The organism is Pseudomonas sp. 3B-A001-10F (assembly GCF_056313565.1).
This window is the reverse complement of sequence record NZ_JBQYFW010000004.1, coordinates 75883-98793: the sequence shown is the minus strand read 5'-3', so window position 1 is coordinate 98793 and position 22911 is coordinate 75883. Positions and strand designations below refer to the sequence as shown.

General features: G+C 60.1%; 20 protein-coding genes. 10 read left to right on the top strand and 10 right to left on the bottom strand.

Going from position 1 to position 22911, the window contains the following annotated elements; all coding sequences use genetic code 11:
* Nucleotides 1–14: 14 nt before the first annotated feature.
* Entirely contained in the window at nucleotides 15–2375 is a 2361-nt protein-coding gene (locus AC0ZWN_RS05960; protein WP_476334388.1) for a TonB-dependent receptor, read from the bottom strand.
* Between the two features lie 165 nt (nucleotides 2376–2540).
* Here AC0ZWN_RS05960 and AC0ZWN_RS05955 point away from each other — a divergent pair, with 165 nt between their 5' ends.
* Nucleotides 2541–3485, top strand: coding sequence for a LysR family transcriptional regulator (locus tag AC0ZWN_RS05955; protein WP_093440466.1), 945 nt, complete (start codon nucleotides 2541–2543; stop codon nucleotides 3483–3485).
* 215 nt (nucleotides 3486–3700) lie between these two features.
* Nucleotides 3701–5317, top strand: a complete 1617-nt coding sequence (locus AC0ZWN_RS05950; RefSeq protein ID WP_476334386.1) for an alkaline phosphatase family protein — start codon at nucleotides 3701–3703, stop codon at nucleotides 5315–5317.
* A gap of 211 nt (nucleotides 5318–5528) precedes the next feature.
* Here AC0ZWN_RS05950 and AC0ZWN_RS05945 read toward each other — a convergent pair whose 3' ends face one another.
* A complete protein-coding gene (locus AC0ZWN_RS05945) occupies nucleotides 5529–6437 on the bottom strand; it encodes a TauD/TfdA dioxygenase family protein (RefSeq protein WP_095113908.1) in 909 nt (302 codons plus the stop codon).
* Nucleotides 6438–6620: 183 nt separating this feature from the next.
* Between AC0ZWN_RS05945 and AC0ZWN_RS05940 the strand changes: the two genes are divergently transcribed.
* The gene (locus AC0ZWN_RS05940) at nucleotides 6621–7541 is read left to right on the top strand and encodes a LysR family transcriptional regulator (protein ID WP_123449499.1); all 921 of its coding nucleotides are present in this window, start codon (nucleotides 6621–6623) and stop codon (nucleotides 7539–7541) included.
* A 117-nt stretch (nucleotides 7542–7658) separates the two neighbouring features.
* Here AC0ZWN_RS05940 and AC0ZWN_RS05935 read toward each other — a convergent pair whose 3' ends face one another.
* A complete protein-coding gene (locus AC0ZWN_RS05935) occupies nucleotides 7659–8672 on the bottom strand; it encodes an ABC transporter substrate-binding protein (RefSeq protein WP_093440450.1) in 1014 nt (337 codons plus the stop codon).
* Nucleotides 8673–9068: 396 nt separating this feature from the next.
* On the opposite strand from AC0ZWN_RS05935, the gene AC0ZWN_RS05930 reads away from it, so the two are divergent.
* Genes AC0ZWN_RS05930 through AC0ZWN_RS05920 form a run of 3 tightly spaced genes read left to right on the top strand, consistent with a single transcriptional unit; the run spans nucleotide 9069 to nucleotide 13104 of the window.
* Nucleotides 9069–10667, top strand: coding sequence for an ABC transporter permease (locus tag AC0ZWN_RS05930; RefSeq protein WP_476334383.1), 1599 nt, complete (start codon nucleotides 9069–9071; stop codon nucleotides 10665–10667).
* Complete coding sequence (locus AC0ZWN_RS05925) at nucleotides 10664–11479, top strand: ABC transporter ATP-binding protein (RefSeq protein WP_476334381.1); 816 nt, start codon at nucleotides 10664–10666, stop codon at nucleotides 11477–11479. Before AC0ZWN_RS05930 ends, AC0ZWN_RS05925 begins: the two co-directional genes overlap by 4 nt.
* Nucleotides 11480–11493: 14 nt before the next feature.
* Nucleotides 11494–13104: an arylsulfatase gene (locus AC0ZWN_RS05920; protein ID WP_476334379.1), complete on the top strand. Its 1611-nt coding sequence runs from the start codon at nucleotides 11494–11496 to the stop codon at nucleotides 13102–13104.
* A gap of 200 nt (nucleotides 13105–13304) precedes the next feature.
* Here AC0ZWN_RS05920 and AC0ZWN_RS05915 read toward each other — a convergent pair whose 3' ends face one another.
* A complete protein-coding gene (locus AC0ZWN_RS05915) occupies nucleotides 13305–14375 on the bottom strand; it encodes a fatty acid desaturase (protein WP_476334378.1) in 1071 nt (356 codons plus the stop codon).
* Between the two features lie 100 nt (nucleotides 14376–14475).
* Here AC0ZWN_RS05915 and AC0ZWN_RS05910 point away from each other — a divergent pair, with 100 nt between their 5' ends.
* Nucleotides 14476–15480, top strand: coding sequence for an AraC family transcriptional regulator (locus tag AC0ZWN_RS05910; protein WP_095125247.1), 1005 nt, complete (start codon nucleotides 14476–14478; stop codon nucleotides 15478–15480).
* Between the two features lie 103 nt (nucleotides 15481–15583).
* Here AC0ZWN_RS05910 and AC0ZWN_RS05905 read toward each other — a convergent pair whose 3' ends face one another.
* A complete protein-coding gene (locus AC0ZWN_RS05905) occupies nucleotides 15584–16969 on the bottom strand; it encodes a heavy metal sensor histidine kinase (protein WP_476334377.1) in 1386 nt (461 codons plus the stop codon).
* Nucleotides 16959–17639, bottom strand: coding sequence for a heavy metal response regulator transcription factor (locus AC0ZWN_RS05900; RefSeq protein ID WP_016987597.1), 681 nt, complete (start codon nucleotides 17637–17639; stop codon nucleotides 16959–16961). Before AC0ZWN_RS05900 ends, AC0ZWN_RS05905 begins: the two co-directional genes overlap by 11 nt.
* Before the next feature lie 136 nt (nucleotides 17640–17775).
* Here AC0ZWN_RS05900 and AC0ZWN_RS05895 point away from each other — a divergent pair, with 136 nt between their 5' ends.
* Nucleotides 17776–18261 (top strand): GlcG/HbpS family heme-binding protein, encoded by a 486-nt coding sequence (locus AC0ZWN_RS05895; protein WP_476334376.1) that lies wholly within the window; start codon nucleotides 17776–17778, stop codon nucleotides 18259–18261.
* Nucleotides 18262–18273: 12 nt separating this feature from the next.
* On the top strand, nucleotides 18274–18684 hold the full coding sequence (uraH, locus tag AC0ZWN_RS05890) for a hydroxyisourate hydrolase (RefSeq protein ID WP_476334375.1): 411 nt from the start codon (nucleotides 18274–18276) through the stop codon (nucleotides 18682–18684).
* A gap of 124 nt (nucleotides 18685–18808) precedes the next feature.
* On the opposite strand, the gene AC0ZWN_RS05885 is transcribed toward uraH, so the two are convergent.
* The gene (locus AC0ZWN_RS05885) at nucleotides 18809–19486 is read right to left on the bottom strand and encodes a Crp/Fnr family transcriptional regulator (RefSeq protein WP_093440412.1); all 678 of its coding nucleotides are present in this window, start codon (nucleotides 19484–19486) and stop codon (nucleotides 18809–18811) included.
* Nucleotides 19487–19570: 84 nt separating this feature from the next.
* Between AC0ZWN_RS05885 and AC0ZWN_RS05880 the strand changes: the two genes are divergently transcribed.
* Nucleotides 19571–20095, top strand: coding sequence for an Mpo1 family 2-hydroxy fatty acid dioxygenase (locus tag AC0ZWN_RS05880; protein WP_095047053.1), 525 nt, complete (start codon nucleotides 19571–19573; stop codon nucleotides 20093–20095).
* 117 nt (nucleotides 20096–20212) lie between these two features.
* Here the strand turns inward: AC0ZWN_RS05880 and AC0ZWN_RS05875 are convergent, their stop codons facing one another.
* Genes AC0ZWN_RS05875 through cysT form a run of 3 tightly spaced genes read right to left on the bottom strand, consistent with a single transcriptional unit; the run spans nucleotide 20213 to nucleotide 22909 of the window.
* Entirely contained in the window at nucleotides 20213–21202 is a 990-nt protein-coding gene (locus AC0ZWN_RS05875) for a sulfate/molybdate ABC transporter ATP-binding protein (RefSeq protein WP_034151825.1), read from the bottom strand.
* Between the two features lie 3 nt (nucleotides 21203–21205).
* Nucleotides 21206–22078, bottom strand: a complete 873-nt coding sequence (gene cysW, locus AC0ZWN_RS05870; protein ID WP_038367233.1) for a sulfate ABC transporter permease subunit CysW — start codon at nucleotides 22076–22078, stop codon at nucleotides 21206–21208.
* A gap of 12 nt (nucleotides 22079–22090) precedes the next feature.
* A complete protein-coding gene (gene cysT / locus AC0ZWN_RS05865; RefSeq protein ID WP_038367238.1) occupies nucleotides 22091–22909 on the bottom strand; it encodes a sulfate ABC transporter permease subunit CysT in 819 nt (272 codons plus the stop codon).
* Between the last annotated feature and the right edge of the window lie 2 nt (nucleotides 22910–22911).

Sequence of the window (22911 nt, the reverse complement as noted above, 5' to 3'; positions counted from 1 at the left end):
CCTTGAGTGACGAATCAGAAGTCGTAGCGACCGGTGACGCCGAGGGTGCGCGGTGTGCCGAGCAGGCCTTCATAGCCGCCGTTGCCGCCCGTCCACAGGGTCGTGTAGTAGGTTTTGTCGAAGGCGTTTTTCAGCCACAGGGATACGTCCCACTGGCCTTGGTTGAAGTCGCCGCGCAGACCGGTGGAAAAATTGACCACGGCGTAACTCGGGATCTGCCCGTAGTCGGAATCCTCGACGGTACCGACGGCTTTCGAGCGAAACGCGTAGCTGGCAGTGACGTAAGGTTCGAAACCGTTATCCAGATTCCATTTGTATTCACCGTTGGCGTTGCCGATCCATTTCGAAGCGCCGACCACCTGATGGCCGCTGAGGTCGCAGGACGCTGGAGCGCCCGGCGCCTGGCTGACTTCCGGCGGGCACGGGGCATCTTTGTACGAGAGGTAACTGACGTCGTTGTAGGAGCCGTTGATGTTCAGGGTCAGGCCGCGCAGCGGGATCACCGTGCTTTCGAACTCGACCCCGCGTGAACGTACGGAACCGGCGTTGGTCAGGTACTGCACACGGTTTTCCGCGTCGTAGGCGTTGGTCTGGTAAGCGTTGACCTGAGTCCAGAAGACGTTGGCGTTCAGTTGCAGACGGTGATCCCACAGCGTGCTCTTGAAGCCGAGTTCGGCGTTGTTCGCGCGCTCGGTGCCGATCAGCAGCGAATCGGCACCCGCTACCGGTGCGGAACCGACGGCGAGGTTGACCCCGCCGGACTTCTCGCCGTGGGATAACGTGGCGTAACCGAGCACATCATCAGTGATGCGATAGCTGAGGTTGAGCAGCCCGGAAGGACTCGAGCTGTACTGATTCAGATCGCCGGAATCGTAAGCGCCGGCACGACCGCGCCGCGCCGTGGCCGCAGCGCCCGTAACGGCGGCGCCACCGAGCGGCGCATCGCGAGTGACCCAGGCTGATTTTTCTTCATACGTGCCACGCACCCCGGCGGTGAAGTCCAGTCGCTCGGTGAGGTGCCAGGTGCCTTGGGCGAACAATGCAAAACTGTCGGTCTTGATATGGCCGTTGCCGACACTGGTGACGTTGGCCAGCGCACCGGGCGCCGTACCATTCCAGATATCCGCTTGCGGGCCGTAATAAGCGAAGGATTTGTTGTCCAGATCCGAGCCGAAGTAGTACGCGCCTACGACGTAATCGAAGAACTCGCCCTTGGGCGAGGCCAGGCGAAATTCCTGCGAGTACTGTTTGTCTTCCACCGACACCCCGGCGTTGTAGCTCGCCGGCACGTTGAGGCCGTCGTCATTGCGCGGGGTGAAATTCCAGAAGCGATAGGAGCTGATCGAGGTCAGCGTGAAATCGCTCGGAAGCGTCCAGTTAGCCTCCACCGAAGTGCCGCCCTGATGCACGGTGACATGCTGATCGTTGTCCAGATTAACCTTGCGGTGCGAGCCGTTGACCAGCGTTGCGCCGGCGGCATTGGCGCGCGACTGGTAAAGATTGACGCCGTTGATGGTCGGCCCGGTGTTGTACAACACGCGGGTGCCGGCGCTGGAATCCTCTTCGTTGTAGTCGCCGATCCAGCGCAGGTTGAAATCTTCGTTGGGCTTGAACAGCAGCTGCGCGCGGAAGCCCTCGCGCGAGCCGCCGTTGAGATCATGGCCGTCGTATTCGTTTTTGATGTCACCGTCGCTGCGCGTGCGATAGGCCGAAAAACGCCCGGCCAGTTGATCGTTGAGCGGGCCGGAAATGGTGCCCTTGGTCTGGAAGTAACCGTCCTCAGCCACCGAGGTTTCGATGCTGCGCTCAGGGGTGAAGGTTGGCGCGCGGGTGCTGATGTTGATCACCCCGGCGGTGGTGTTTTTGCCGAACAACGTGCCCTGCGGCCCACGCAAGACTTCGAGCTGTTCGATATCCATCAGGTCAAACACCGCCATCCCCGGGCGGCCCAGATAGACGTTGTCGATGTACAGGCCAACGCTGCCTTCCAGGCCATCGCTGGCCGGGTTATTACCGAGGCCGCGGATCGATACGCTGGACTGCCGCGCGTGCATGTAGGCGACGTTGACGCTGGGCACCAGTTGTTGCAAATCCTGAATCCGGTAGACCCGCTGCGTCTCCAGATTCTGCCCGCTGACCACGCTCATTGGCGTCGGTACGTCCTGCGAACTTTCTTCGCGGCGGCGGGTGGTGACGGTCACGGTTTCCAGCTGTGAACTGTTAGCGGCAGGCTTGCCGGCCGGCACCGGCGCCGGGGTTTCTGCTTCGGCGGCGTAGCCGTGAGTCCAGCTTGCGCTCCCTGCCAGCAACAGGGCCAGAGGCAGGCGTTTGAGCCGTCGTGGTGTTAAGGGTGACGCAAGGTTCAACGGACTCATGGCGCGGCTCCTGGTCAAAAAACACACAGACACCTTCAGCTCTGCATATTCTTTTAAGTTATTTATTTATGTATTTACAAATATTTACTGCATAAGAGATTGCCTTTATAAGGAGTCGACCTAATGCATATCCAATGCATTTCCCGGATATTTTTTATGTGAAAAATGCATATCGACTTGCGCCAACTTCGTCACTTCATCGCCCTGGCTGAACAACGCAGCTTCGTCGCCGGCGCGCAGGCGGTGAACCTGTCGCAGTCGGCGTTCAGCCGCAGCATTCAGGCGCTCGAGCACAGCGTCGGCTGCCAGTTGGTCGATCGCGGGCGCAAGGAATTACCGCCGACCAAACAGGGCCAGGTCCTGCTTGAGCACGCGCGGCGACTGGTCAGTGGCGCGCAGCAGATGGCCAACGAGATCAGTCAGTTCAATGGGCTGGAAGCGGGGGAATTACGCTTCGGTTGTGGGCCGGCGCCGGCGGCGGGTTTGATCCCTCGGGCGATTGGCAGCTTCATCGGCCGCTATCCGAAAGCGCGGGTGCAGTTTCAGGTCGATGACTGGCAGAGTCTGAGCAAGCGGTTACTCAGCGAAGAGTTTGAATTTTTCGTCGCGGACACTCGGCACTTCGAGGCAGATCCGGATTACCTGACCTACCGGTTGCGACCGCGCAAATGGCATTTCTGCTGCCGTGCCGGCCACCCTTTGGCCGGGTTTGAGCGGGTCACCGCCGAGCAATTGATGAGCTATCCCTTGGCGGTAAGTATTCGTCCGCCGAACCTGCGCAAAGTCATAGTCGACCTCAGTGGGCGGCCGGATTTCACACCCAATGTGGAGTGTGAAAACAGCTCGAGCCTGCTCAGCGTGGTGCTGCGTTCGGATGCGATCGGGATTGTCGGGGCGTATTCCGACGCGCTGCATCAGGCCAAAGGTGAGTTGGTGTGCTTGCGCATCGAAGGACTGGCGGATGATCTTGAGGAGCTGTACACCCGCTACGGGATTGTCAGCCGCGCAGGGTATCGGTTGTCGCCGTTGGCGGAGGCGATGATTGAGCAGATCAAGGCGATTGATCAGCAGGATGAAGAGGTTTGCTCACTACAGAATCTCGCCGTTTGATCGGACCTCTTCGCGAGCAAGCTCGCTCCCACAATGGATTGTGGTGAATACAGAATGTGTGATCGCCACCAACCCTGTGGGAGCGAGCCTGCTCGCGAAGAGGCCGGCACAGGCACCGATGCATTTCCTGCATAAAACCCATTCCCCAAATGCACTTGCCGAACACCCTCACTGAAAGCGAAAAACCCCACCTGTCTCTCTGACCGGTGAACCCCATGCCCACCCCGCCAAACCCCGTGCGCAACGTGCTGTACATCATGTGCGATCAACTGCGCCGCGATTACCTGTCCTGCTACGGCCATCCGCATCTGCACACGCCGAATATCGATCGCCTGGCTGCAGCCGGCGTGCGTTTCAGCCGCGCCTACACCCAAGGCACGATTTGCGGCCCGTCGCGGATGTCGGCCTACACCGGACGCTATGTCAGCAGCCATCAAGTGGCGTGGAACGCCGTGCCGTTGCCGCTGGAAGAACTGACCATCGGCGATTACCTGCGCCCCCACGGCATTCGTACTGCGCTGGTCGGCAAGACCCACGCCACAGCGAATGTCGATGCCTTGCAACGCCTGGCGATCAATCCCGAAAGCGAACAGGCCGAAATCCTCAACGAAGTCGGCTTCGAACCCTACATGCGCCACGACGGCATCTACCCCGACGATCCGTTGTTCGACGACAAACGAGAATCCGCGCCCTACACCCATTATCTGCGCGAGCAGGGGTTCGACGGCAAAAACCCCTGGCACGACTGGGCCAACGCCGCCGAAGGCGAGCACGGTGAAATCCTCAGCGGCTGGCAAATGCGTCATGCGAATTTGCCAGCACGAATTCCCGAGCAACACTCAGAGACTGTCTACACTACAAATCGAGCCATCGACTTCATTACCGAGCAAGGCGAGAAATCGTGGTGTTTACACCTTTCGTATATCAAACCGCACTGGCCCTATATCGTACCAGCACCGTACCACGCCTTGTACAGTACGAAATCGATTCTCGAAGCGGTCCGCCCGACGCCCTCCGAAGCCAGCAAACACCCCGTATACACTGCGTTTCGCCAACATGAGGAAAGCCTCAACTTCTCCCGCGATTCAGTACGATTGACTGTAATCCCTACTTACATGGGTCTGATCAAGCAGGTGGATGATCAACTCGGACGGCTGTTCGATTTTCTGCAGAGCAACGGTCGCTGGGATGACACGCTGATCGTGTTCACCAGCGATCACGGCGACTTTCTCGGTGATCACTGGCTCGGCGAGAAGGAGTTTTTGCTGGAGCAGGCGGTGGGCGTGCCGTTGATCGTGCGTGATCCTCGGGCGGCGGCGGATGTCACGCGCGGCACGGTGGATGATCGACTCGCGGAAACCATCGATGCGTTGCCGACCTTTCTTGAAGCACTGAGATTGCCGGGGGCAGAGCATCGGCTTGAAGGGCGTTCGTTGATCCCGCTTCTGCACGGCGAAAATCCGGATTGGCGCCACTATGCAATCAGCGAATACGACTACGCCTTCCAGGCGCCGGCGCGTGAGCGTCTGGGCCAGCCGATCGATCGCTGCCGGATGACCATGGTGCGTAGCGAGCGCTGGAAGTACCTGGCGTACGACGGCTTTCGACCGCAGTTGTTTGACCTGCTGAATGATCCGCAGGAGTTGCGGGATTTGGGTGATGACCCGGAATTCGCGGCGGTGCGCGAGGAGCATGCGGGATATTTGTTTGAGTGGGTGCGGGGGTTGAAGCGGCGTACGACGATCAGTCATCAGGAGATAGATGGGCGTGGGCAGCGGTTTCGTTATGGTGAGCCGGAAACCGAGAAGGTTGTTCAGATTGGTGTTTGGTAGCGGGAAGAGCCCCTCACCCTAACCCTCTCCCGGAGGGAGAGGGGACTGACCGAGTTGTTTTTTAGCTATACGCCGACCTGATTCTGCTTTGCCGAATCCAACATCGACCGGATTGTTCAGGTCGATGTATCCCGAAAGACAACTCGATCGGCTCCCTCTCCCTCTGGGAGAGGGCTGGGCGGGCGGCGTTCCGATGAGGGGCTGTTGATCTTCAGTCACGACCCTTGATGGTTTGACTGCGCTGCCCATTCGCGCCCACCGGCACTTCACCCTTCAACGTCACCCGACGCACCACCCGATCCTGAGTACCGTAATCATCAATCGCATAATGCTGCGTCGAGCGGTTATCCCAGATCGCCACATCACCGGCTTTCCAGCGCCAGCGCACGGTGTTTTCCTGACGGATCACATGACTCTGCAACAGCCCGAACAGATGCGCTGAATCCGCCTGCGAGTAACCCTTGATGCGTTTGACGAAATGCCCCAGCAGCAAGCTCTTCTCGCCGCTGATCGGATGCACTCGCACCACCGGATGCTCGGTCTCGTAAACCGTCGAAGTGAAGACCTTGCGATAGCGCTCAAGCTTCTCCGCCGAGACGTCCGGCTTGGCGCTGGCGTAGTCGTATTCATTGCTGTGCACGGCGACCAGTTTGTCGGCCAGTTCACGCAGCTCGGTCGGCAAGCCGTTGTACGCCGTCGCGGTGTTGGCCCACAGGGTGTCGCCGCCGAATGCCGGCGCGACGACCGAGCGCAGGATCGAGGCTTTCGGGTAGGCGTCGACGAAAGTCACGTCGGTGTGCCAGGAGTTGGCGCGCTGACCTTCAGCACCGTCCAGCTCCAGCAGATAACGCGTGCCTTCACGCGACGGCACGGTCGGGTGCGCCACCGGCTCGCCGAGCAAATGGGCGAAGGCTTCCTGACGCTGATCGTCGAGTTGGGTCTGCTCACGGAAGAACACGACTTTGTATTGAACCAGAGCCTGCTGGATAGCTTCGACGGTGGCGGCGTCCAGCTCACCGGACAGGTGCACGCCACGGATCTCGGCGCCGATACGACCGGCGACCGGATGAATTTCCAGCGCGTGGACAGCGGGTTTTACTGCGAGTGCGGCATTGCTCATGGGTAGACCCTCATCGACTGCTTACGGTTTTGGACGGCAGCGAAACAACGCTCTATCTATATTCCATTTACATCTAATAGATATTCACATGCTTCATTGACGGAATAAGAGCTTGCATTTAAAACCTCTAGCAACCCTCGTCGCAAATGCCTTCGAGCTATTTTTAGGATGCCGGAAAAGCATATGGATCTTCGCCAATTGCGTTACTTCATCGCCCTCAACGAACACCGCAGTTTTGTCCGCGCGGCCGACGCGATGGGCATCACTCAACCGGCGTTCAGCCGCAGTATTCAGGGGCTCGAGCAGGAGTTCGGCTGCGTCCTGGTGGATCGCGGCAACAAGGATCTGCGCCCCACGCCCGAAGGCCAAGTGGTGCTGCAACACGCCCTGAGCCTGGTGCAGGGTGCCGCGCTGCTCAGTGCCGAAGTGACGCAGATGACCAAGCTCGATGCCGGCGAAGTGCACTTCGGTTGCGGCCCGGCTCCAGCAGTGAAACTGGTGCCGGACGCCGTGGCGCAATTCATCAACGCGCACCCGAAAGTGCGCACCTGTTTTCAGGTGGATAACTGGGAAAAACTCAGCCGCGCGTTGAGCCGTGAAGAGATCGAATTCTTTATCGCCGACATCCGCCATTTCGAGTCCGATCCAAACTTCCAGACCCAGGCACTGACGCCCAAACGCGGGGTGTTTTTCTGCCGGCCCGGGCATCCGTTACTGGCCAAGGAAAGCCTGTCGACCAACGACATGTTCGACTATCCGCTGGCGACCACGCTGATCCCGCCGGGGATTCGCAAATTATTGGCGAACCTCAGCGGCCGCATCGATTTCTCCCCAACCATCGAGACCGAGCACTTTCCGGCGCTGGTCAAAGTGGTATTGCAATCGAATGCGATCGGCGTGGGCACCGAAGAGGCGTTTGTCGAGGACATTGCCAAGGGTTCGCTGGTGTTGCTGCACTGGCGCAATCTGCCGCAGAACCTGGAGAGCATGAATGCGCGTTGCGGGATTGTCAGTCGTACCGGGTTTCGCCTGTCGCCGGCGGCACGGGCGATGATCGAGACGTTGGTGGCGGTGGATCGGCAGGACGTCAGCGTCGCTGTTTGAAGAGATCGTTCCCCCGCTCTGCGTGGGAATGCAGCCCGGGACGCTCCGCGTCCCAAAGCGGACGCAGAGCGTCCATTGATGCGTTCCCACGCAGAGCGTGGGAACGATCGGCGTACTTTAGAGCTTGGCCGCTGCCAGCTCAGGCGCCACCCAATCATTCACCTTGAACGGCTTGCGAATCAGCTTCTGCTGCGCCGCCAGATCAACTTTGTCCTGCAAGCTGCCAAGGAACACCGGATCCAGCGTCGACGGGAACACTTCGCTCAACTTCTGATCCTGCAGATCCTGGGTCAGGATCACCGGCGGATAGCTGGCCAAACCCGAGACCAGTTGCACGTATGCGGCCTTGTTGCCGTCCTGCGTCAACCACTCCACGGCCTGTTGTTGCGCCTTGAGCAACTTGGCCACCGCCTCCGGGTGCGCGTCGACAAACTTGCCCGTGCCGACCAATACCGACTGCACGCTGCCTGCGCCACCGAGATCTTTGGTGTTCAGCGGCAACTCGGCCAGCCCCTTGGCCTGCAATGCGCTCAACCCGGAGCTGCCCCATGACGCATCGATCTGCTTGGCTGCCAACGCCGCGACCGCTGCATTGAAATCCAGATTGATCACTTTCAGATCCTTCTCGCTCAGGCCCTGACTGGCCAGCGCCGCATCAAACGACAACTGCGTCGCGGTGCCACGGAAGATCGCCACGCGCTTGCCCTTGAGATCCTGCAACGTCTTGATCCCCGAACCCGGTACCACCCCCAAATACTGCTTCACCCCACGCGCACTGGCGCTGAGCAAACGCGTATCCAGACCATTGGACTTGCCGATGATTGCCGCCAGATCGCCGAGATACGCCAGATCAACCTGACCGTTGGCAAACGCTTCATTGATCACCGGTCCCGCACCTTTGAAGAAACTCCACTGAATCTTGATGCCCTGATCGGCAAAGGCCTTTTCGAAGATCTGCTGATCGCGCAGCACGTCGACCACACCGCCGCCGCTGTGTTGAGTCCCCGCGCTCAGGTCGGGCACGGCGATTCTGATTTCCTTGAGTTCGTCGGCATGCGCGGTAAACGCCAGCAGGCCCACCAGAGCAGGAACGGCAAACAGACTGAAAACACGTTTGAAGGGGAGGTTCATGGGTGCTGCTCCTTGATCACGACGGGCGTTGAGGAGCCGAAAGTAGGCCGAATGACTACCTACGCTTAAATACTATAAATGCACATTTTTATAGCTTTTAACGCTAAGCGAGCAGCGCCGGGGCTCGTAGCGGCATATGCATTAACAGCATCGAAAATATTCTTCGAATGCATTGGATGCGTGTGGGCTGGAGGCCTTAAATGGCGCTGCTTATCTCTAAAAACAACTTATTGAAGATTATTTATAACCATTAGCTCTTAGTTAATACTGCAAGAGATCGCAGCCTTCGGCAGCTCCTACAGGGGTCAATTCAAGGACGCATTCCCCCATGGGAGCTGCCGAAGGCTGCGATCTTTTGATCTTGATCTTGAGCCAACCCGACAACGGAGGTCACCCATGGCCCGCCAATCCTTGCTCAGTCTTCCACTCCCCGCGCCGCCGCTGAAAAGCCGCCGTACCTGGCCCTGCCTGAACCAGCGCCTGTTGCCGTGGCTGCTGCCGCTCAGCCTGTTCGCCCTATGGTGGCTGGCCGCACGCAATGAATGGATGAGCGAGCAGATCTTGCCGGCGCCGTCGCTGGTCTGGAACAGCGCTGTCGAGCTGTCTCAAGGCGAGTTATGGAGCCATTTGTGGATCAGCCTGCAGCGTTTGTTCTGGGGCCTGCTTGCCGGGGTTTCGGCCGGTGCATTGCTCGGCGCAGCACTGGGCTTCAGTCAGCGTCTTGAACGTTTGATCTTCCCGACCTTCGCCGGCCTGTCGCAAATACCGACGCTGGCGTGGATTCCATTGTTCATGGTGTTTTTCGGCATCGGCGAAGTGCTGAAACTGGTGGTGCTGATCAAAGCGATCGTGGTGCCGGTGACCCTGCACACATTGGTCGGCGTAAGAGATGCCCAGCCGAAATTGCGTGAAGCCGCCGCTGTTCTGCGCCTGCCGCCGCGCCTGCTGATTCGGCGCTTGGTATTGCCCGCCGCCCTCCCTGCGTTCATGGCTGGCGTGCGTCTGGCGCTGGCCGCCGGATGGACTTCGTTGCTGGCCGTCGAACTACTGGCCTCGAGCGAAGGCATCGGTTACCTGATGGTCTGGGCGCGACAACTGTTCATGCTCGACATCGTTTTCGTCTGCATCGTGGTCATCGGTTTGATCGGCGTGGCGATGGATCGCGGCATCGGTCTGCTGGACAAAAAGCTGGTGCACTGGCCGCACCCCGCCACCGCCGAAATTCGTCGCGGCCCGCGTTATGACGGCTGGCAGCGGCTGCAACCGTGGCTGCTACCGCTGGGCTTGTTGGCGCTGTGGCAATTGGCGAGTGACCAGCAGTGGGTCGACGCCAATATTCTGGTCAGCCCGTTGGCCGTTTTGAGCACGGCATGGGCTGGCGTGCTCGACGGCACGTTGATCAGCGGCATGGCCCTCAGTCTTGGTCGCACACTCGGTGGCCTGTTGCTCGGCGGCGGACTCGGATTTGCCTTGGGCCTGCTGCTGGGCCTGTCGAACATCAGCGAACGCCTGCTCGGCCCGACCCTCGCGGCCATCCGCCAGATCGCCATTTTCGCCTGGGTGCCGCTGCTCACTGCCTGGTTCGGTCTCGGCGAATTGGCCAAGTGGGTGTTCGTCGCCCTTGCCGCTTTCTTCCCGCTGTTTATCGCCACGCAACGCAGCGTCGCCAATCTCTCACCGCAACTCAACGAAGCCGCACAAGTGCTGCGCCTGAGCCTCGGCCAGCGTCTGCGTCGACTGGTACTGCCGGGCGCCGCGCCGGGGATTTTCGCCGGGCTCAGACTGAGCCTGATCTACGCCTGGCTCGGCACCATCGGCGCCGAATACTTCATGCCGTCGAACGGCGGCATCGGCAGCCAGATGATCGGCGCGCAACAACTGCTGCGCATGGACCTGATCATGGCCGGCATGCTTTTCGTCGGCATCACCGGCGCCCTGCTCAACCTCATTGGCCAACGCCTGGAAATTCGCGCGACCCGCTGGAGACACGCATGAACGCACCGATTGTCAGCTTCAATCACGTAGGCAAATCCTTCGACGTCGACGGTTTCGAACTGGAGGCGATTCGCGAATTCAACCTGGACATCGCCGAGGGCGAGTTCGTCGCCATTGTCGGTTCCAGCGGCTGCGGCAAATCGACATTGCTGCGCTTGTTGGTGGGCCTTGATACGCAGTTTCGCGGGCAGATTGCCGTGGATGGCAAAGCCGTCAGCGGCATCGGCGGCGAGCGTGGCATTGTCTTTCAGGAACACCGTTTGTTCCCGTGGCTGACCGTTGCCGACAACATCGGTCTGGGCTTGGTCAACGAACCGCTGACTGCTGCGCAGAAACAAAAGCGAATCAACGATTTCATTGACCTGGTCGGCCTGCGCGATTTCACCCGTGCCTACCCGCATCAGCTGTCCGGCGGCATGGCCCAGCGTGTGGCGATCGCTCGCGGCCTGGTCGCCAGCCCACGCATTCTGCTGCTTGATGAACCCTTCGGTGCCCTTGATGCACTCACCCGCCAGCAGATGCAGGACGAGCTGCTGGCGATCCGCGAGCGCGCAAAAATCACCACGATCCTCGTCACCCATGACGTCGAAGAAGCGATCTTCCTCGCCGACCGCGTGGTGGTGATGGAGCCGCGTCCGGGACGGATCAAGCAGGTGGTCGACATCGCCCTGCCCCATCCGCGCCAGCGCAGCAGTTTCGACTTCCATCAGTTGCGTGAAGAGCTGCTGCACGAGCTGACCAGTGACGACCATTACCAACCGAGCGTGCCGGTGCAGATCCGCGATCTGCCGCTAACGTTCATTGCCTGCTGAACAGGAGTTTTGCGATGCCGCAACGTCCCAATTTTCTGGTGATTCTGGCCGACGATCTCGGCTTTTCCGACATCGGCGCGTTCGGCGGCGAAATCGCCACGCCGCACCTTGATGCCCTGGCCAACAATGGCCTGCGCCTGACCGATTTTCATACCGCACCGACCTGCTCGCCGACCCGCTCGATGCTGCTGACCGGCACCGACCACCACATCGCAGGGATCGGCACCATGGCCGAAACGCTGACGCCGGAACTGATCGGTAAACCGGGTTATGAGGGCTATCTCAACGATCGGGTGGTGGCGCTGCCGGAGTTGCTGCGCGAGGCCGGTTATCAAACCTTGATGAGTGGCAAATGGCACCTCGGTTTGAAGGCTGAATTGGCGCCGCATGCGCGAGGTTTCGAGCGTTCGTTTTCGCTGCTGCCGGGCGCGGCCAACCATTACGGTTTCGAGCCAACCTACGATGAGCAAACACCCGGCCTGCTGAAATCCACGCCGGCGCTGTACATTGAAGACGATACGTTTCTCGACGAATTGCCGAAGGATTTCTATTCCTCCGATGCCTTCGGCGACAAGTTGCTGCAGTACCTCAAGGAACGTGACCAGACCCGGCCGTTCTTCGCTTACCTGCCGTTCTCCGCACCGCACTGGCCGTTGCAGGCACCGGCCGAGATCGTCGAGAAATACCGTGGCCGCTATGACGCTGGCCCCGAAGTGCTGCGTCTGGAGCGTCTGGAAAAGCTCAAAGAACTCGGCCTGATCGAGCCGGACGTCCAGCCACATCCACTGATTCAGTTGACCCAGCAGTGGGACGCGTTGAGCGAGGAGCAAAAGCAGATTTCCGCGCGGGCCATGGAGGTCTACGCAGCGATGGTCGAGCGCATGGACTGGAACATCGGTCGGGTTGTCGATTATCTGCGCCAGCAGGGGCAGCTCGACAACACGTTCATCCTGTTCATGTCCGACAACGGTGCCGAAGGCGCGCTGCTTGAAGCATTTCCGAAATTCGGCCCGGAACTGGTGACGTACCTCAGCCAGCATTACGACAACAGCCTCGACAACATTGGCCGGGCTAACTCCTATGTCTGGTACGGGCCGAACTGGGCACAGGTGGCGACCGCACCATCACGGTTGTTCAAGGCGTTTACCACTGAAGGCGGGATCCGGGTGCCGGCGCTGTTGTACTATCCGCAATTGGCGATCAAAGGGCAGATCAGCCATGGTTTCGGCACGGTGATGGACGTCACACCGACGATTCTCGATCTGGCGGGTGTGCGGCATCCGGGCAAGTTGTGGCACGGAAAACCGGTCGCACCGTTACGTGGCAAATCGTGGCTGGGGTTCTTGTCGGGTGAGACTGCGCAGGTGCATGACGAGCACACGGTGACGGGGTGGGAATTGTTCGGGCGTCGGGCGATTCGCCAGGGGTCGTGGAAAGCGGTGTGGATCCCCGGGCCGGTCGGGCCGGCGACCTGGCAGCTGTATGATTTGAGCAGTGATCCGGGGGAGATTCATGATCTGGCGTTGAGCCGGCCGGAGAAGCTCAGCGCGTTGATCGGGCATTGGCAGCAGTATGTCGAGGAGACTGGGGTGATTTTGAGTGAGTCGCCGTTTCAGCCGGATTGAGGGGAAGATCAAGAACACCCTCACCCCAGCCCTCTCCCAGAGGGAGAGGGAGCTAATCGAAGTGTCTTCTGTTAAATATCGACCTGTGAAAACGAGTCGATTATGGATTCAACGAAGCACTTTCACGTCGGCGTAACTCTTCAATATCCCCCGATCGGTCCCCTCTCCCTCCGGGAGAGGGCTAGGGTGAGGGCAGCCCGTCAGACCTCCACCGCCTCCCCAGACACCGCGATTTCATCCCGACGAACAAACCGGTTCGCCCGCCCAAACGTCCCGAAATCATTAAACCGCACCCCCATCTCCCGCATCACCTTATGCGCCACCGGCACGGTCATCTGGCGAATGTAAAACGGCTCCTTCACGACAAAATGATGGATCCCGTGACTGCTGCCAAAGTTGAAGCAGAACGCCTGCAATGGCCGCAGCCACCAAGGGTTGAGCACCTGACACTGCTGCAGCACATTGCCCGGTTCGACGTCCCCGTAGTAATGCATGTTCGAACTGATGAAGTGCAGGCAAAACGTGCGCAACACGTTCGGGCCGATGATCACCACGGCGGCGATATCGATTACCTGCATCACCGATAACGTCGTCGCTGACCATTCAATCGGCGCGCCCAGCAGATACGCAATGCCATTGGCCGCATGAAAACCGAGAAACACATACCACGCGCCCCAATGCACCAGCGCCAGCGGCGCGTAGACCTTCAGCGTGCGCTTGATGATGCTGAACTTGTGCGCCCAGGTTTTGGCTCGCAGCATGCGGATGAACGCCGACATCACGTTGTCGCCAACCATCAACAACCGCGCAAAGCCCCACGGCTCGCCGTTGGTGATCGCGCGTTCTTCCATGTCGGTTTCAGTGCCGGAGACCTTGTGGTGATTGAGGTGCAGATGCCGGCGAATCCACGGATTGATAGTGCTCGGTCGCGCCAGCCACACCAACCCCATCATCAAATTGTGCGGCACGCGTTGCTTGCGGAAATACATGCTGTGGATCAGGTCGTGTTCCAGCTCATGGGTCAACGAAGCAAAAAACGCGTTGAGCAACAGACAAACCCACCACGCCATATGGCCGGTGATGTACAGCGTCGCCGAGCCGATCATCCCGATCAGGGCAACGGCCAGAATCCCCGCGCCCAGCGCATCCTGATGCTGGAGAATCGGGTAGCGCTCGCGCAGTTCGACACCTTTGGCCAGCACCACTTCACGAATATGCGCTGATCGCTGGGCCGCATTGTGTCGCTGGGGACTTGCAGAAGTACCGTCCATGCTTCCATCCTCGGGTTTATGATGTTCGCATCGTGCCTCGCCAAGGCTTCAATTGCGGTAGCCGAGAACGCCAACCTGTTGACCGGAAGCGCCAATCAGCATGAAGGAACCGACCTCCCTCGCCAGCTGGACCCGTGCCTTGCGCAAGCAACTCGATGCGTTGGGGCTGGACAGCATTGCCCTGTGTCAACAGGCCGGGCTCGATCCGAGCTTGATGGATGATCCCAACGCGCGCTATCCACTGTCCGGCACCACGCGCCTGTGGGAAATTGCCGTGCAGGTCAGCGGCGACCCGGCGATTGGCTTGCGCGTGTCACGCTTCGTCAGTCCAACTACGTTCCACGCGCTCGGTTATGCACTGGTGGCCAGCGGTAGCCTGCGTGAAGTGTTCGAACGCATCGTGCGCTATCACCCGGTGGTCAGCGATGCGCTGGAACTGGAGCTGAGTCGTGGCGACGACCGCTATCAATTTCGTCTGAAAATTCCGTCAGGCAATCCCGCGCCAGCCTTCGAAGCCATCGACGCCTTCACCGCGATCTACGTGCGCACCTGCCGTAATCGCCTTGGCCGTGATTACGCACCGTTGGCTGTGTACCTGCGCCGCCCGGAACCGAGCGATGCGCACCAATGGCACAAAGTCTTTCGCGCTCCGGTGCATTTCGGCTGCCTCGAGGATCGCCTGGAGTTCGCCCTCGCCGACTTCGACAGCCACCTCGACGACGCCAATCCGGAACTCGCCGAACACAATGAAGCGGTGCTCAAACGCACCATGGCCCAACTCCAGCCGCTGACTTGGGAGCGTAAGGTGCGCGATGCGATTGAAGAACAATTACCGGAAGGTGAACCAAGTGCAGAGCGCATTGCCCAGGCCTTGCACCTGAGTTTGCGCAGCCTGCAAAGGCACTTGGCGGATGAGGGTTGTCGCTTCGACACATTGCTCAATGAGAGCCGTGAGAATCTGGCGCTGCTGCACCTGCGCGATCCGCAGTGCTCGTTGAGTGAGGTGAGTTATTTGCTGGGTTTTGCCGACACCAGCAGTTTCAGCCGCGCGTTCAAACGCTGGACGGGGCTGACGCCGGGGCAGTTTCGTGATGGGTTGCGCTGATCCAGAATCAGTTTGTCTGATCTGGCGCCATCGCGAGCAGGCTCACTCCTACAGGGGGAACGCATTCCAATTGTAGGAGTGAGCCTGCTCGCGATAGCGCCTTTTAATTCAACGCAAAGCCCAGCTCAAAAATGGTGCCGCCAACATCACTGTTCACCCGCACCTGCCCACCATGCAACTGCATGATCGACTGCACGATCGCCAACCCCAGCCCACCCGAATCCCCCGGCTCCGCGCGCGAAGGATCGACGCGGTAGAAGCGGTCGAACAGTTTGCCCAGATGCTCCGTGGCAATGGCCGGGCCATGGTTGTGCACTTGTAACCAGCACCAGCCCGACTCGTCACGGCGGCGCAGGCTGATCACGGTTTCGGAGTCAGCATGACGCACGGCATTGGCCAGCAAGTTGCCCAGCGCCCGTTGCAGCAACTGCTGATCGGCACGCAGTTCGCCATGCAGTTGATTGTCCAGCCGCAGGTCGCGGTCATCGGCCAAGGCTTCAAAGTAATCACACAGTTCACTGCCAACGCTGTGCAAATCCAGGGTTTGCAGATTGAGCGCGCGCTCGGCCTGCTCGGCGCGGGCAAGGAACATCAGGTTTTCCGCCATGCGCTTGAGCCGTTCGAACTCTTCCATGTTCGAGGCGAGGACTTCCTGATACTCCTCGGTGCTGCGCGGATGATTCAGCGCCTGACCGTTGCTCGCCAACAAGGTGTGCAGCGGCGTACGTATCTCGTGGGCGAGGTCGGCGGAAAACTGCGAGAGGCGCTGCACGCTGTCGTCCAGCCGCGCCAGCATGCCGTTGAGCGCCTGCACCGGCTCAAGCAGTTCGGCGGGCGTGCCGGTGGCGGGCAAGCGTTGATCGAGGCTACGCAGATCGATACCGCGTACCGCTTCGCTCAACTGCCGCAACGGTTGCAGACCCCGGCGCAGCAACAGCAAGCCCAAGGCAAAGGCCAGCAAAGCACCCAGTCCAACAGATAAGTACAGGCGAAAGCGATAGCTGCCGAGCATCTGTTCGCGCTCGCTAAGCACTTTGCCGGCGATCACGGTCAGCGGTTCGCCGTTCGGCCCCTGCGCTTCGCCGGACAACAGCGCGAGTTCGGCACCGTCCGGCGCTTGCCACGTCAACACATCACGGCGCTGCGGCGTTTGCTCGCGGGGGATCGCGTTCAGCGCGGGCAACTCGCGTTGCCGTGGGTTGATAGCGATCACACTGGAGCCATCGGCGCGGCGCACCAGCAACAGGCTGTCGAGATTACCGAGCATGTTCTGATACAGCCGTGGCCGCGCCTGCAAGGCATCGAGGCTGTCGCTGTCAGCGAGCAACGCGCGCACTTGCTCCAGTCGACCGAGCAACGCGAGGTCGTCGCGGTAGGCGATTTCCGAGGCCAGCGAACGGTAGAGAAACACACCGATAGCACTCAACACCAAGGCGCAAACCAATGCGAACGCCAGCGCCAGGCGCCAGGCGATCGACCTAGAGCGCATCGTCCGGAGCTTCCAGTTGATAGCCGACGCCGCGCACGGTGTGGATCAGTTTCGGCATGTACGGGTCATCGACTTTCGCGCGCAAACGCCGCACCGCCACTTCGACCATGTTGGTGTCGCTATCAAAATTCAGGTTCCACACCTGCGAGGCAATCAGCGTGCGCGACAGCACTTCGCCCTGGCGACTGGCGAGCAATTGCAGCAGGGCGAATTCCTTGTTGGTCAGGGCAATGCGCTGGCCACCACGGCTGACGCGGCGGCGCAGGACGTCGATTTCCAGATCGGCGATGGTGTACGACTCGGCTTCGCGCATCGGCCCGCGCCGCAACAACGTGCGCACCCGCGCGAGCAGTTCGGCGAAGGCGAAGGGCTTGAGCAGGTAATCATCGGCGCCCAGCTCGAGGCCGCGCACGCGATCTTCAATGGCGTCCTTGGCGGTCAGGAACAGCACCGGCGTGGCGCCGCGCTGGCGGATCAGTTGCAACAATTGCCAACCGTTGAGGCCCGGCAGCATCACGTCGAGGATGATCAGGTCGTACTCCTGCTGCTCGATAAAATAGCGCCCATCGAGGCCATTGAGCGCCACGTCTACGGCAAAACCCGACTCGCCCAGGCCTTTGGCGAGGAAATTCGCGGTTTTGGCTTCATCTTCTACGACCAGCAAACGCATGGCACACCTCGATTGATCAGGCACACAGGCTAGGCGCCTTCGAAGGCGTTGCCCATTACAAACTTGTAATCAGACTGACGAGGTTCTGACGAAGACCGGCGATTAAGGTGACCACCTTCGCTTTTGGAGCCTGTTCATGACTTTCAAATACTTCGTTGCAAGCCTGATGATCGGCCTCAGTGGCGTCGCTGTCGCCAGTCCTGAGCTGCCGCGTCACGCTGATCTCGACCTGAAAACTGCACGGCTGCTCGCCGACACGGCAATGGCCAACTGCACCGGCACGGTGTCGGTGCTCGATCGGGGCGGCAATCTTCTAGTGACCCTGCGCGGCGATGGCGTAGGCCCGCACAACACTGTTGCCAGCCAGCGCAAGGCTTACACCGCGCTGTCGACCAAGACCGCGACCCGGTTGTTCGCCGAACGCGCTCGCAGCAACCCGGAAACCGCCAACCTCAACACCCTCGACGAGTTGCTGTTGCTCGGCGGCGGCATCCCTTTGTTCGCTGCTAATGAGTTGGTCGGCGCGATGGGTGTAGCCGGTTCCGGCGGCGGCGAGCAAGACGAAAACTGTGCGATCAAGGCTGCCGGGAAAACCGGTCTGGCCACTACCCGTTCCCAATAAGGAGATGCATCCATGAGCACTTTGCGCATGACCTTCGCCGCGCTCGGCCTGAGCGCTTTTTCCAGTCTGGCTCTGGCTGCCGGCAATCCCCTGAGCGTGCACGTGCTCAATCTGGAAAACGGCCTGCCTTCGCCGGGCATCGACGTGACACTGGAAAAACACGTCGGCCAGAACTGGCAGCCCTTGGCTCAAGGCACGACCAATGAACAGGGGCGAATTGCCGAACTGTTCCCGGCCAGACAGCCTTTTGAAGCGGGTGAATACCGCGTGGTGTTCAAGACCGGCGAGTACTACAAGAAGATCAAGCACGACACCTTCTTCCCGGAGATTCCGGTGATCTTCGAAGTGAAGCAGACCGATCAGCATTACCACATCCCGCTGCTGCTCAGCCCGTACGGTTTCTCGACCTATCGCGGTTCCTGAGCCCTACACAAATGCCCCTGTAGGAGTGAGCCTGCTCGCGATAGCAATCTGTCAGTTGATCAATCTGTGACTGACAGACCGCTATCGCGAGCAGGCTCACTCCTACATGGTTCGGTGTTAGATCCTAGATCGTGGCGAGAGCGCGCAATCGCATGGCATCAAGGATTTCGATCTCTCCATACCCGAGTCCGATAATCCCCTGCCCCTGCAAATCCTTGAGGATCTGGTTGGTGGTCTGCCGCGACAGCGACAGCATCGATGCCAACTGCTCCTGCGGCAGTTGCAGAACGCGGCGTGGTGCATCGAGCTCGCCGTAGCCTTCGGCAATCATCAGCAAACGATGGGCCAAGCGTGCCGGGGCTGGCAGCAGGCTCAGTTGTTCGAGATTGATAAAGGTCAGGCGCAGTTTATGGCTCATCAGCAGCGCCAGATGCCGCCAGTACACCGGGTGTTCGTCGAGCAGTTTGAGCAACGTCGCCTGAGGGATATTGAGCAAGGTGCACGGCCCGACTGCATAGGCGTCATGGGTGCGCGGCTGGCCATCGAACAGGCAGATTTCGCCGAACCAGTGCGGCGCCTCGACCAGACTCAACAACGCCTCTTTGCCCTGCTCGCTCACCGCGCCTATACGCACGGCGCCGTCGAGCACCGCGTATAAACCGCACGGTGGATCACCGCGCTGGAACAGCCGCTGCCCTGCCGTCAGCCGCCGCTCCCGGGCCGTAGCCAACAGACTATCCTGAAAGGACGCCGGCAGATGACTGAACCACTGGCCGCTCATCAGCCGTGAACGTATTTGCATAAACACTCCTGGATTGTCGCCTGCCTGACAGAGCGAACCCTGATCCCGAGGGATGATGCGATCAACCCTACCGGAGGAACAACAATGAAAAGCCTCGTCGACCATCTGAGTCAATACGCCGCCTACCACCGTGATCCGCGTAATATCGCCAGCCACTTTATCGGCATTCCGCTGATCGTGGTGGCGGTGGCGGTTTTGTTGTCGCGGCCAGAATGGTCGCTGGGCGGCTTGTGGATATCTCCAGCCGTTGTCGTGGCGCTGGCCTCGGCGTGGTTTTATCTGCGTCTGGAGGTGAAGTTCGGGGTGCTGATGACGCTGCTGATGGGGCTGTCAGTCTGGGCCGGGCATGTGCTGGCGCAGCAGAGCACCATGGTCTGGCTGAGCAGTGGTCTGGCGATGTTTGTGGTCGGCTGGGTGATCCAGTTTGTCGGGCATCACTATGAAGGGCGCAAACCGGCGTTTGTCGATGATGTCTCGGGGCTGATTGTCGGGCCGTTGTTTGTCGTGGCCGAGGTGGCGTTCATGCTCGGCATGCGGCATGAATTGAAAGAGCAGATCGAGGCGCGGGCGGGGGTGGTACGAGTTAATCCGAATCGTGCGGCAATCTAGACTTCAACCCTGCTCGTTCCCACGCTCTGCGTGGGAACGCCGCCATGGACGCTCCGCGTCCACTGTGACGCGGAGCGTCACGGGATGCATTCCCACGCAGAGCGTGGGAACGATCAGTTAGAGGCTAGCGACTTTCTGCCAGACCTTCGGCTTGAAGAACAGAGTTTCACCCTTGGCCAAGCCGATCAGGCTGTCGTGGTCTTTCACCACTTCGGCCTCGATCAGATCCGTCTGCCCTTCGACCTTAAGCGTCACCCGCGTGGTCGCGCCCAACGGCCGAATGTCACGCACCTCAGCAGCGTGGTGATCTTCCAGCTCATGTTTGGACAGCGACACCTCATGCGGGCGGAACAGCACGTGGTTGTCGTCGCTCAACAGCAAGCGGTTCGAATCGCCGAGGAAGTGATAAACGAAATCGCTGGCCGGGTTTTCGTAGACGTCGCCCGGTGAGCCGATCTGCTCGATCACACCCTTGTTCATCACCACGATGCGGTCAGCGACTTCCATCGCTTCTTCCTGGTCGTGGGTCACGAATACCGAGGTCAGGTTGATGTCTTCGTGCAGGCGGGCGAGCCAGCGACGCAGCTCCTTACGCACCTTGGCATCGAGGGCGCCGAACGGCTCATCCAGCAGCAGCACTTTCGGCTCCACCGCCAGTGCGCGGGCCAAAGCAATACGCTGACGCTGACCGCCGGACAACTGCTCCGGATAACGATCCGACAGCCAGTCCAGCTGCACCATGTTCAGCAGCTCATGCACCTTGACCGCGATCTGGCTTTCGTTCGGACGCTGGTTTTTCGGTTTCATGCGCAAACCGAACGCGACGTTATCGAACACGGTCATGTGGCGGAACAAGGCGTAGTGCTGGAACACGAAACCGACGTTGCGATCACGCACGTCGTGGCCGGAGACGTCTTCGCCGTGGAAGACAATGTTGCCGTTATCCGGGGTTTCCAAGCCGGCGATAATCCGCAGCAACGTGGTTTTGCCGCAGCCCGACGGGCCGAGCAATGCGACCAGTTCACCGCTGTGGATGTCCAGGCTGATGTTGTCCAGCGCCTTGAACGCATTGAAATTCTTGCTGACGTTACGCACTTCGATCGACATGAATTATTCCTCCGCGGCGCTGGCGCGCAGGCGGTTGATACGGTTTTCGCTCCACTGCTTGAGCAGCAGGATGAAGAGCGCCAGGATCAGCAACAGGCTCGCCACGGCGAACGCGGCCACGTGGTTGTATTCGTTGTAGAGGATCTCGACGTGCAGCGGCAAGGTGTTGGTCACCCCGCGAATGTGCCCGGAGACCACCGACACCGCACCGAATTCACCCATGGCCCGCGCGGTACATAGCACCACGCCATAGATCAGGCCCCACTTGATGTTCGGCACAGTGACATGCCAGAACATCTGCCAGCCATTGGCACCTAGCAGACGCGCGGCCTCCTCTTCCTGCGTGCCTTGTTCCTGCATCAGTGGAATCAGCTCACGAGCGACGAACGGCACGGTGACGAAAATCGTCGCCAGTACGATGCCCGGCAGGGCGAAGACAATCTGGATGTCGTGATCCTGCAGCCACGGCCCGAACAGACCCTGCGCGCCGAACATCAGCACGTAGACCAGACCAGCGATCACCGGCGACACCGAGAACGGCAGGTCGATCAGGGTCACCAGCATGCTCTTGCCGCGGAACGAGTATTTACTCACGCACCACGCGGCGCTGACCCCGAACACCAGGTTCAGCGGTACCGAAATCAGCACGGCGAATACGGTGAGTTTCAGCGCCGAAAGCGCATCCGGCTCAAAGATCGCGGTGAAAAATGCGCCGAGGCCATTCTTCAAACCCTGCGATACCACGATGAATAACGGCAGCAACAGAAACAGGAAAAAGACCAGCCAGCCAAGGCCGATCAGGATTCTGCGCGAAGTGGCACTGCCACGGCGTGCAGCGTTGGCCGAAGAGGCGGCCGCAATAGACGATTGGGACATGTTCGCGCCTCCTTATGGGGTTTCGATGCGCCGCTGCAGCAAGTTGATCAGCAGCAACAGGACGAAGGAAACCACCAGCATCAGCACGCCGATGGCGGTAGCGCCGGTGTAATCGTATTGGTCGAGTTTGACCATGATCAGCAGCGGCAGGATCTCGGTTTTCATCGGCATGTTGCCGGCGATGAAAATCACCGAACCGTACTCACCGACGCCACGGGCGAAGGCCAGGGCAAAACCGGTCAGCCAAGCGGGCAACAATGCGGGAACGAGGATGTGGCGGAACACCTGCAAGGGTTTAGCACCGAGGCACGCGGCGGCTTCCTCGACTTCACGGGGAATGTCGGCCAGCACCGGCTGCACCGTGCGCACCACGAACGGCAGGGTGACGAAGGTCAGCGCCAGGGTGATACCGAGTGGGGTGTAGGCAATCTTGAAACCGAGGTCAGCGGCGAATTGCCCGACCAGACCGGCCGGCGCATACAGCGCGGTCAGCGCGATACCGGCCACCGCTGTCGGCAGGGCGAACGGCAGATCGATCATCGCGTCGATCACCTTGCGCCCCGGGAAGGTGTAGCGCACCAGCACCCAAGCGAGCAGCGTGCCAATGATGCCGTTGATGATCGCGGCACACAGCGCGGTGCCGAAGCTCAGCTTCAGGGCGGCCAGCACGCGCGGTGCGGAGATGATCGTCCAGAACTGATCCCAGGTGAGTTGCGCGGCGTGGACGAACATCGCCGCCAGCGGGATAAGCACAATCAGACTGAGGTACACCAAGGTGTAGCCCAGCGTCAGCCCGAAGCCGGGTATGACGGGGGAGATACGACGCGACATAA

What these genes read in the sequence shown, in the direction of transcription:
- AC0ZWN_RS05960 (WP_476334388.1), bottom strand. Translation starts at nt 2,375, where the DNA reads ATGAGTCCGTTGAACCTTGCGTCACCCTTAACACCACGACGGCTCAAA.
- AC0ZWN_RS05955 (WP_093440466.1), top strand. Translation starts at nt 2,541, where the DNA reads ATGCATATCGACTTGCGCCAACTTCGTCACTTCATCGCCCTGGCTGAA.
- AC0ZWN_RS05950 (WP_476334386.1), top strand. Translation starts at nt 3,701, where the DNA reads ATGCCCACCCCGCCAAACCCCGTGCGCAACGTGCTGTACATCATGTGC.
- AC0ZWN_RS05945 (WP_095113908.1), bottom strand. Translation starts at nt 6,437, where the DNA reads ATGAGCAATGCCGCACTCGCAGTAAAACCCGCTGTCCACGCGCTGGAA.
- AC0ZWN_RS05940 (WP_123449499.1), top strand. Translation starts at nt 6,621, where the DNA reads ATGGATCTTCGCCAATTGCGTTACTTCATCGCCCTCAACGAACACCGC.
- AC0ZWN_RS05935 (WP_093440450.1), bottom strand. Translation starts at nt 8,672, where the DNA reads ATGAACCTCCCCTTCAAACGTGTTTTCAGTCTGTTTGCCGTTCCTGCT.
- AC0ZWN_RS05930 (WP_476334383.1), top strand. Translation starts at nt 9,069, where the DNA reads ATGGCCCGCCAATCCTTGCTCAGTCTTCCACTCCCCGCGCCGCCGCTG.
- AC0ZWN_RS05925 (WP_476334381.1), top strand. Translation starts at nt 10,664, where the DNA reads ATGAACGCACCGATTGTCAGCTTCAATCACGTAGGCAAATCCTTCGAC.
- AC0ZWN_RS05920 (WP_476334379.1), top strand. Translation starts at nt 11,494, where the DNA reads ATGCCGCAACGTCCCAATTTTCTGGTGATTCTGGCCGACGATCTCGGC.
- AC0ZWN_RS05915 (WP_476334378.1), bottom strand. Translation starts at nt 14,375, where the DNA reads ATGGACGGTACTTCTGCAAGTCCCCAGCGACACAATGCGGCCCAGCGA.
- AC0ZWN_RS05910 (WP_095125247.1), top strand. Translation starts at nt 14,476, where the DNA reads ATGAAGGAACCGACCTCCCTCGCCAGCTGGACCCGTGCCTTGCGCAAG.
- AC0ZWN_RS05905 (WP_476334377.1), bottom strand. Translation starts at nt 16,969, where the DNA reads ATGCGCTCTAGGTCGATCGCCTGGCGCCTGGCGCTGGCGTTCGCATTG.
- AC0ZWN_RS05900 (WP_016987597.1), bottom strand. Translation starts at nt 17,639, where the DNA reads ATGCGTTTGCTGGTCGTAGAAGATGAAGCCAAAACCGCGAATTTCCTC.
- AC0ZWN_RS05895 (WP_476334376.1), top strand. Translation starts at nt 17,776, where the DNA reads ATGACTTTCAAATACTTCGTTGCAAGCCTGATGATCGGCCTCAGTGGC.
- uraH (WP_476334375.1), top strand. Translation starts at nt 18,274, where the DNA reads ATGAGCACTTTGCGCATGACCTTCGCCGCGCTCGGCCTGAGCGCTTTT.
- AC0ZWN_RS05885 (WP_093440412.1), bottom strand. Translation starts at nt 19,486, where the DNA reads ATGCAAATACGTTCACGGCTGATGAGCGGCCAGTGGTTCAGTCATCTG.
- AC0ZWN_RS05880 (WP_095047053.1), top strand. Translation starts at nt 19,571, where the DNA reads ATGAAAAGCCTCGTCGACCATCTGAGTCAATACGCCGCCTACCACCGT.
- AC0ZWN_RS05875 (WP_034151825.1), bottom strand. Translation starts at nt 21,202, where the DNA reads ATGTCGATCGAAGTGCGTAACGTCAGCAAGAATTTCAATGCGTTCAAG.
- cysW (WP_038367233.1), bottom strand. Translation starts at nt 22,078, where the DNA reads ATGTCCCAATCGTCTATTGCGGCCGCCTCTTCGGCCAACGCTGCACGC.
- cysT (WP_038367238.1), bottom strand. Translation starts at nt 22,909, where the DNA reads ATGTCGCGTCGTATCTCCCCCGTCATACCCGGCTTCGGGCTGACGCTG.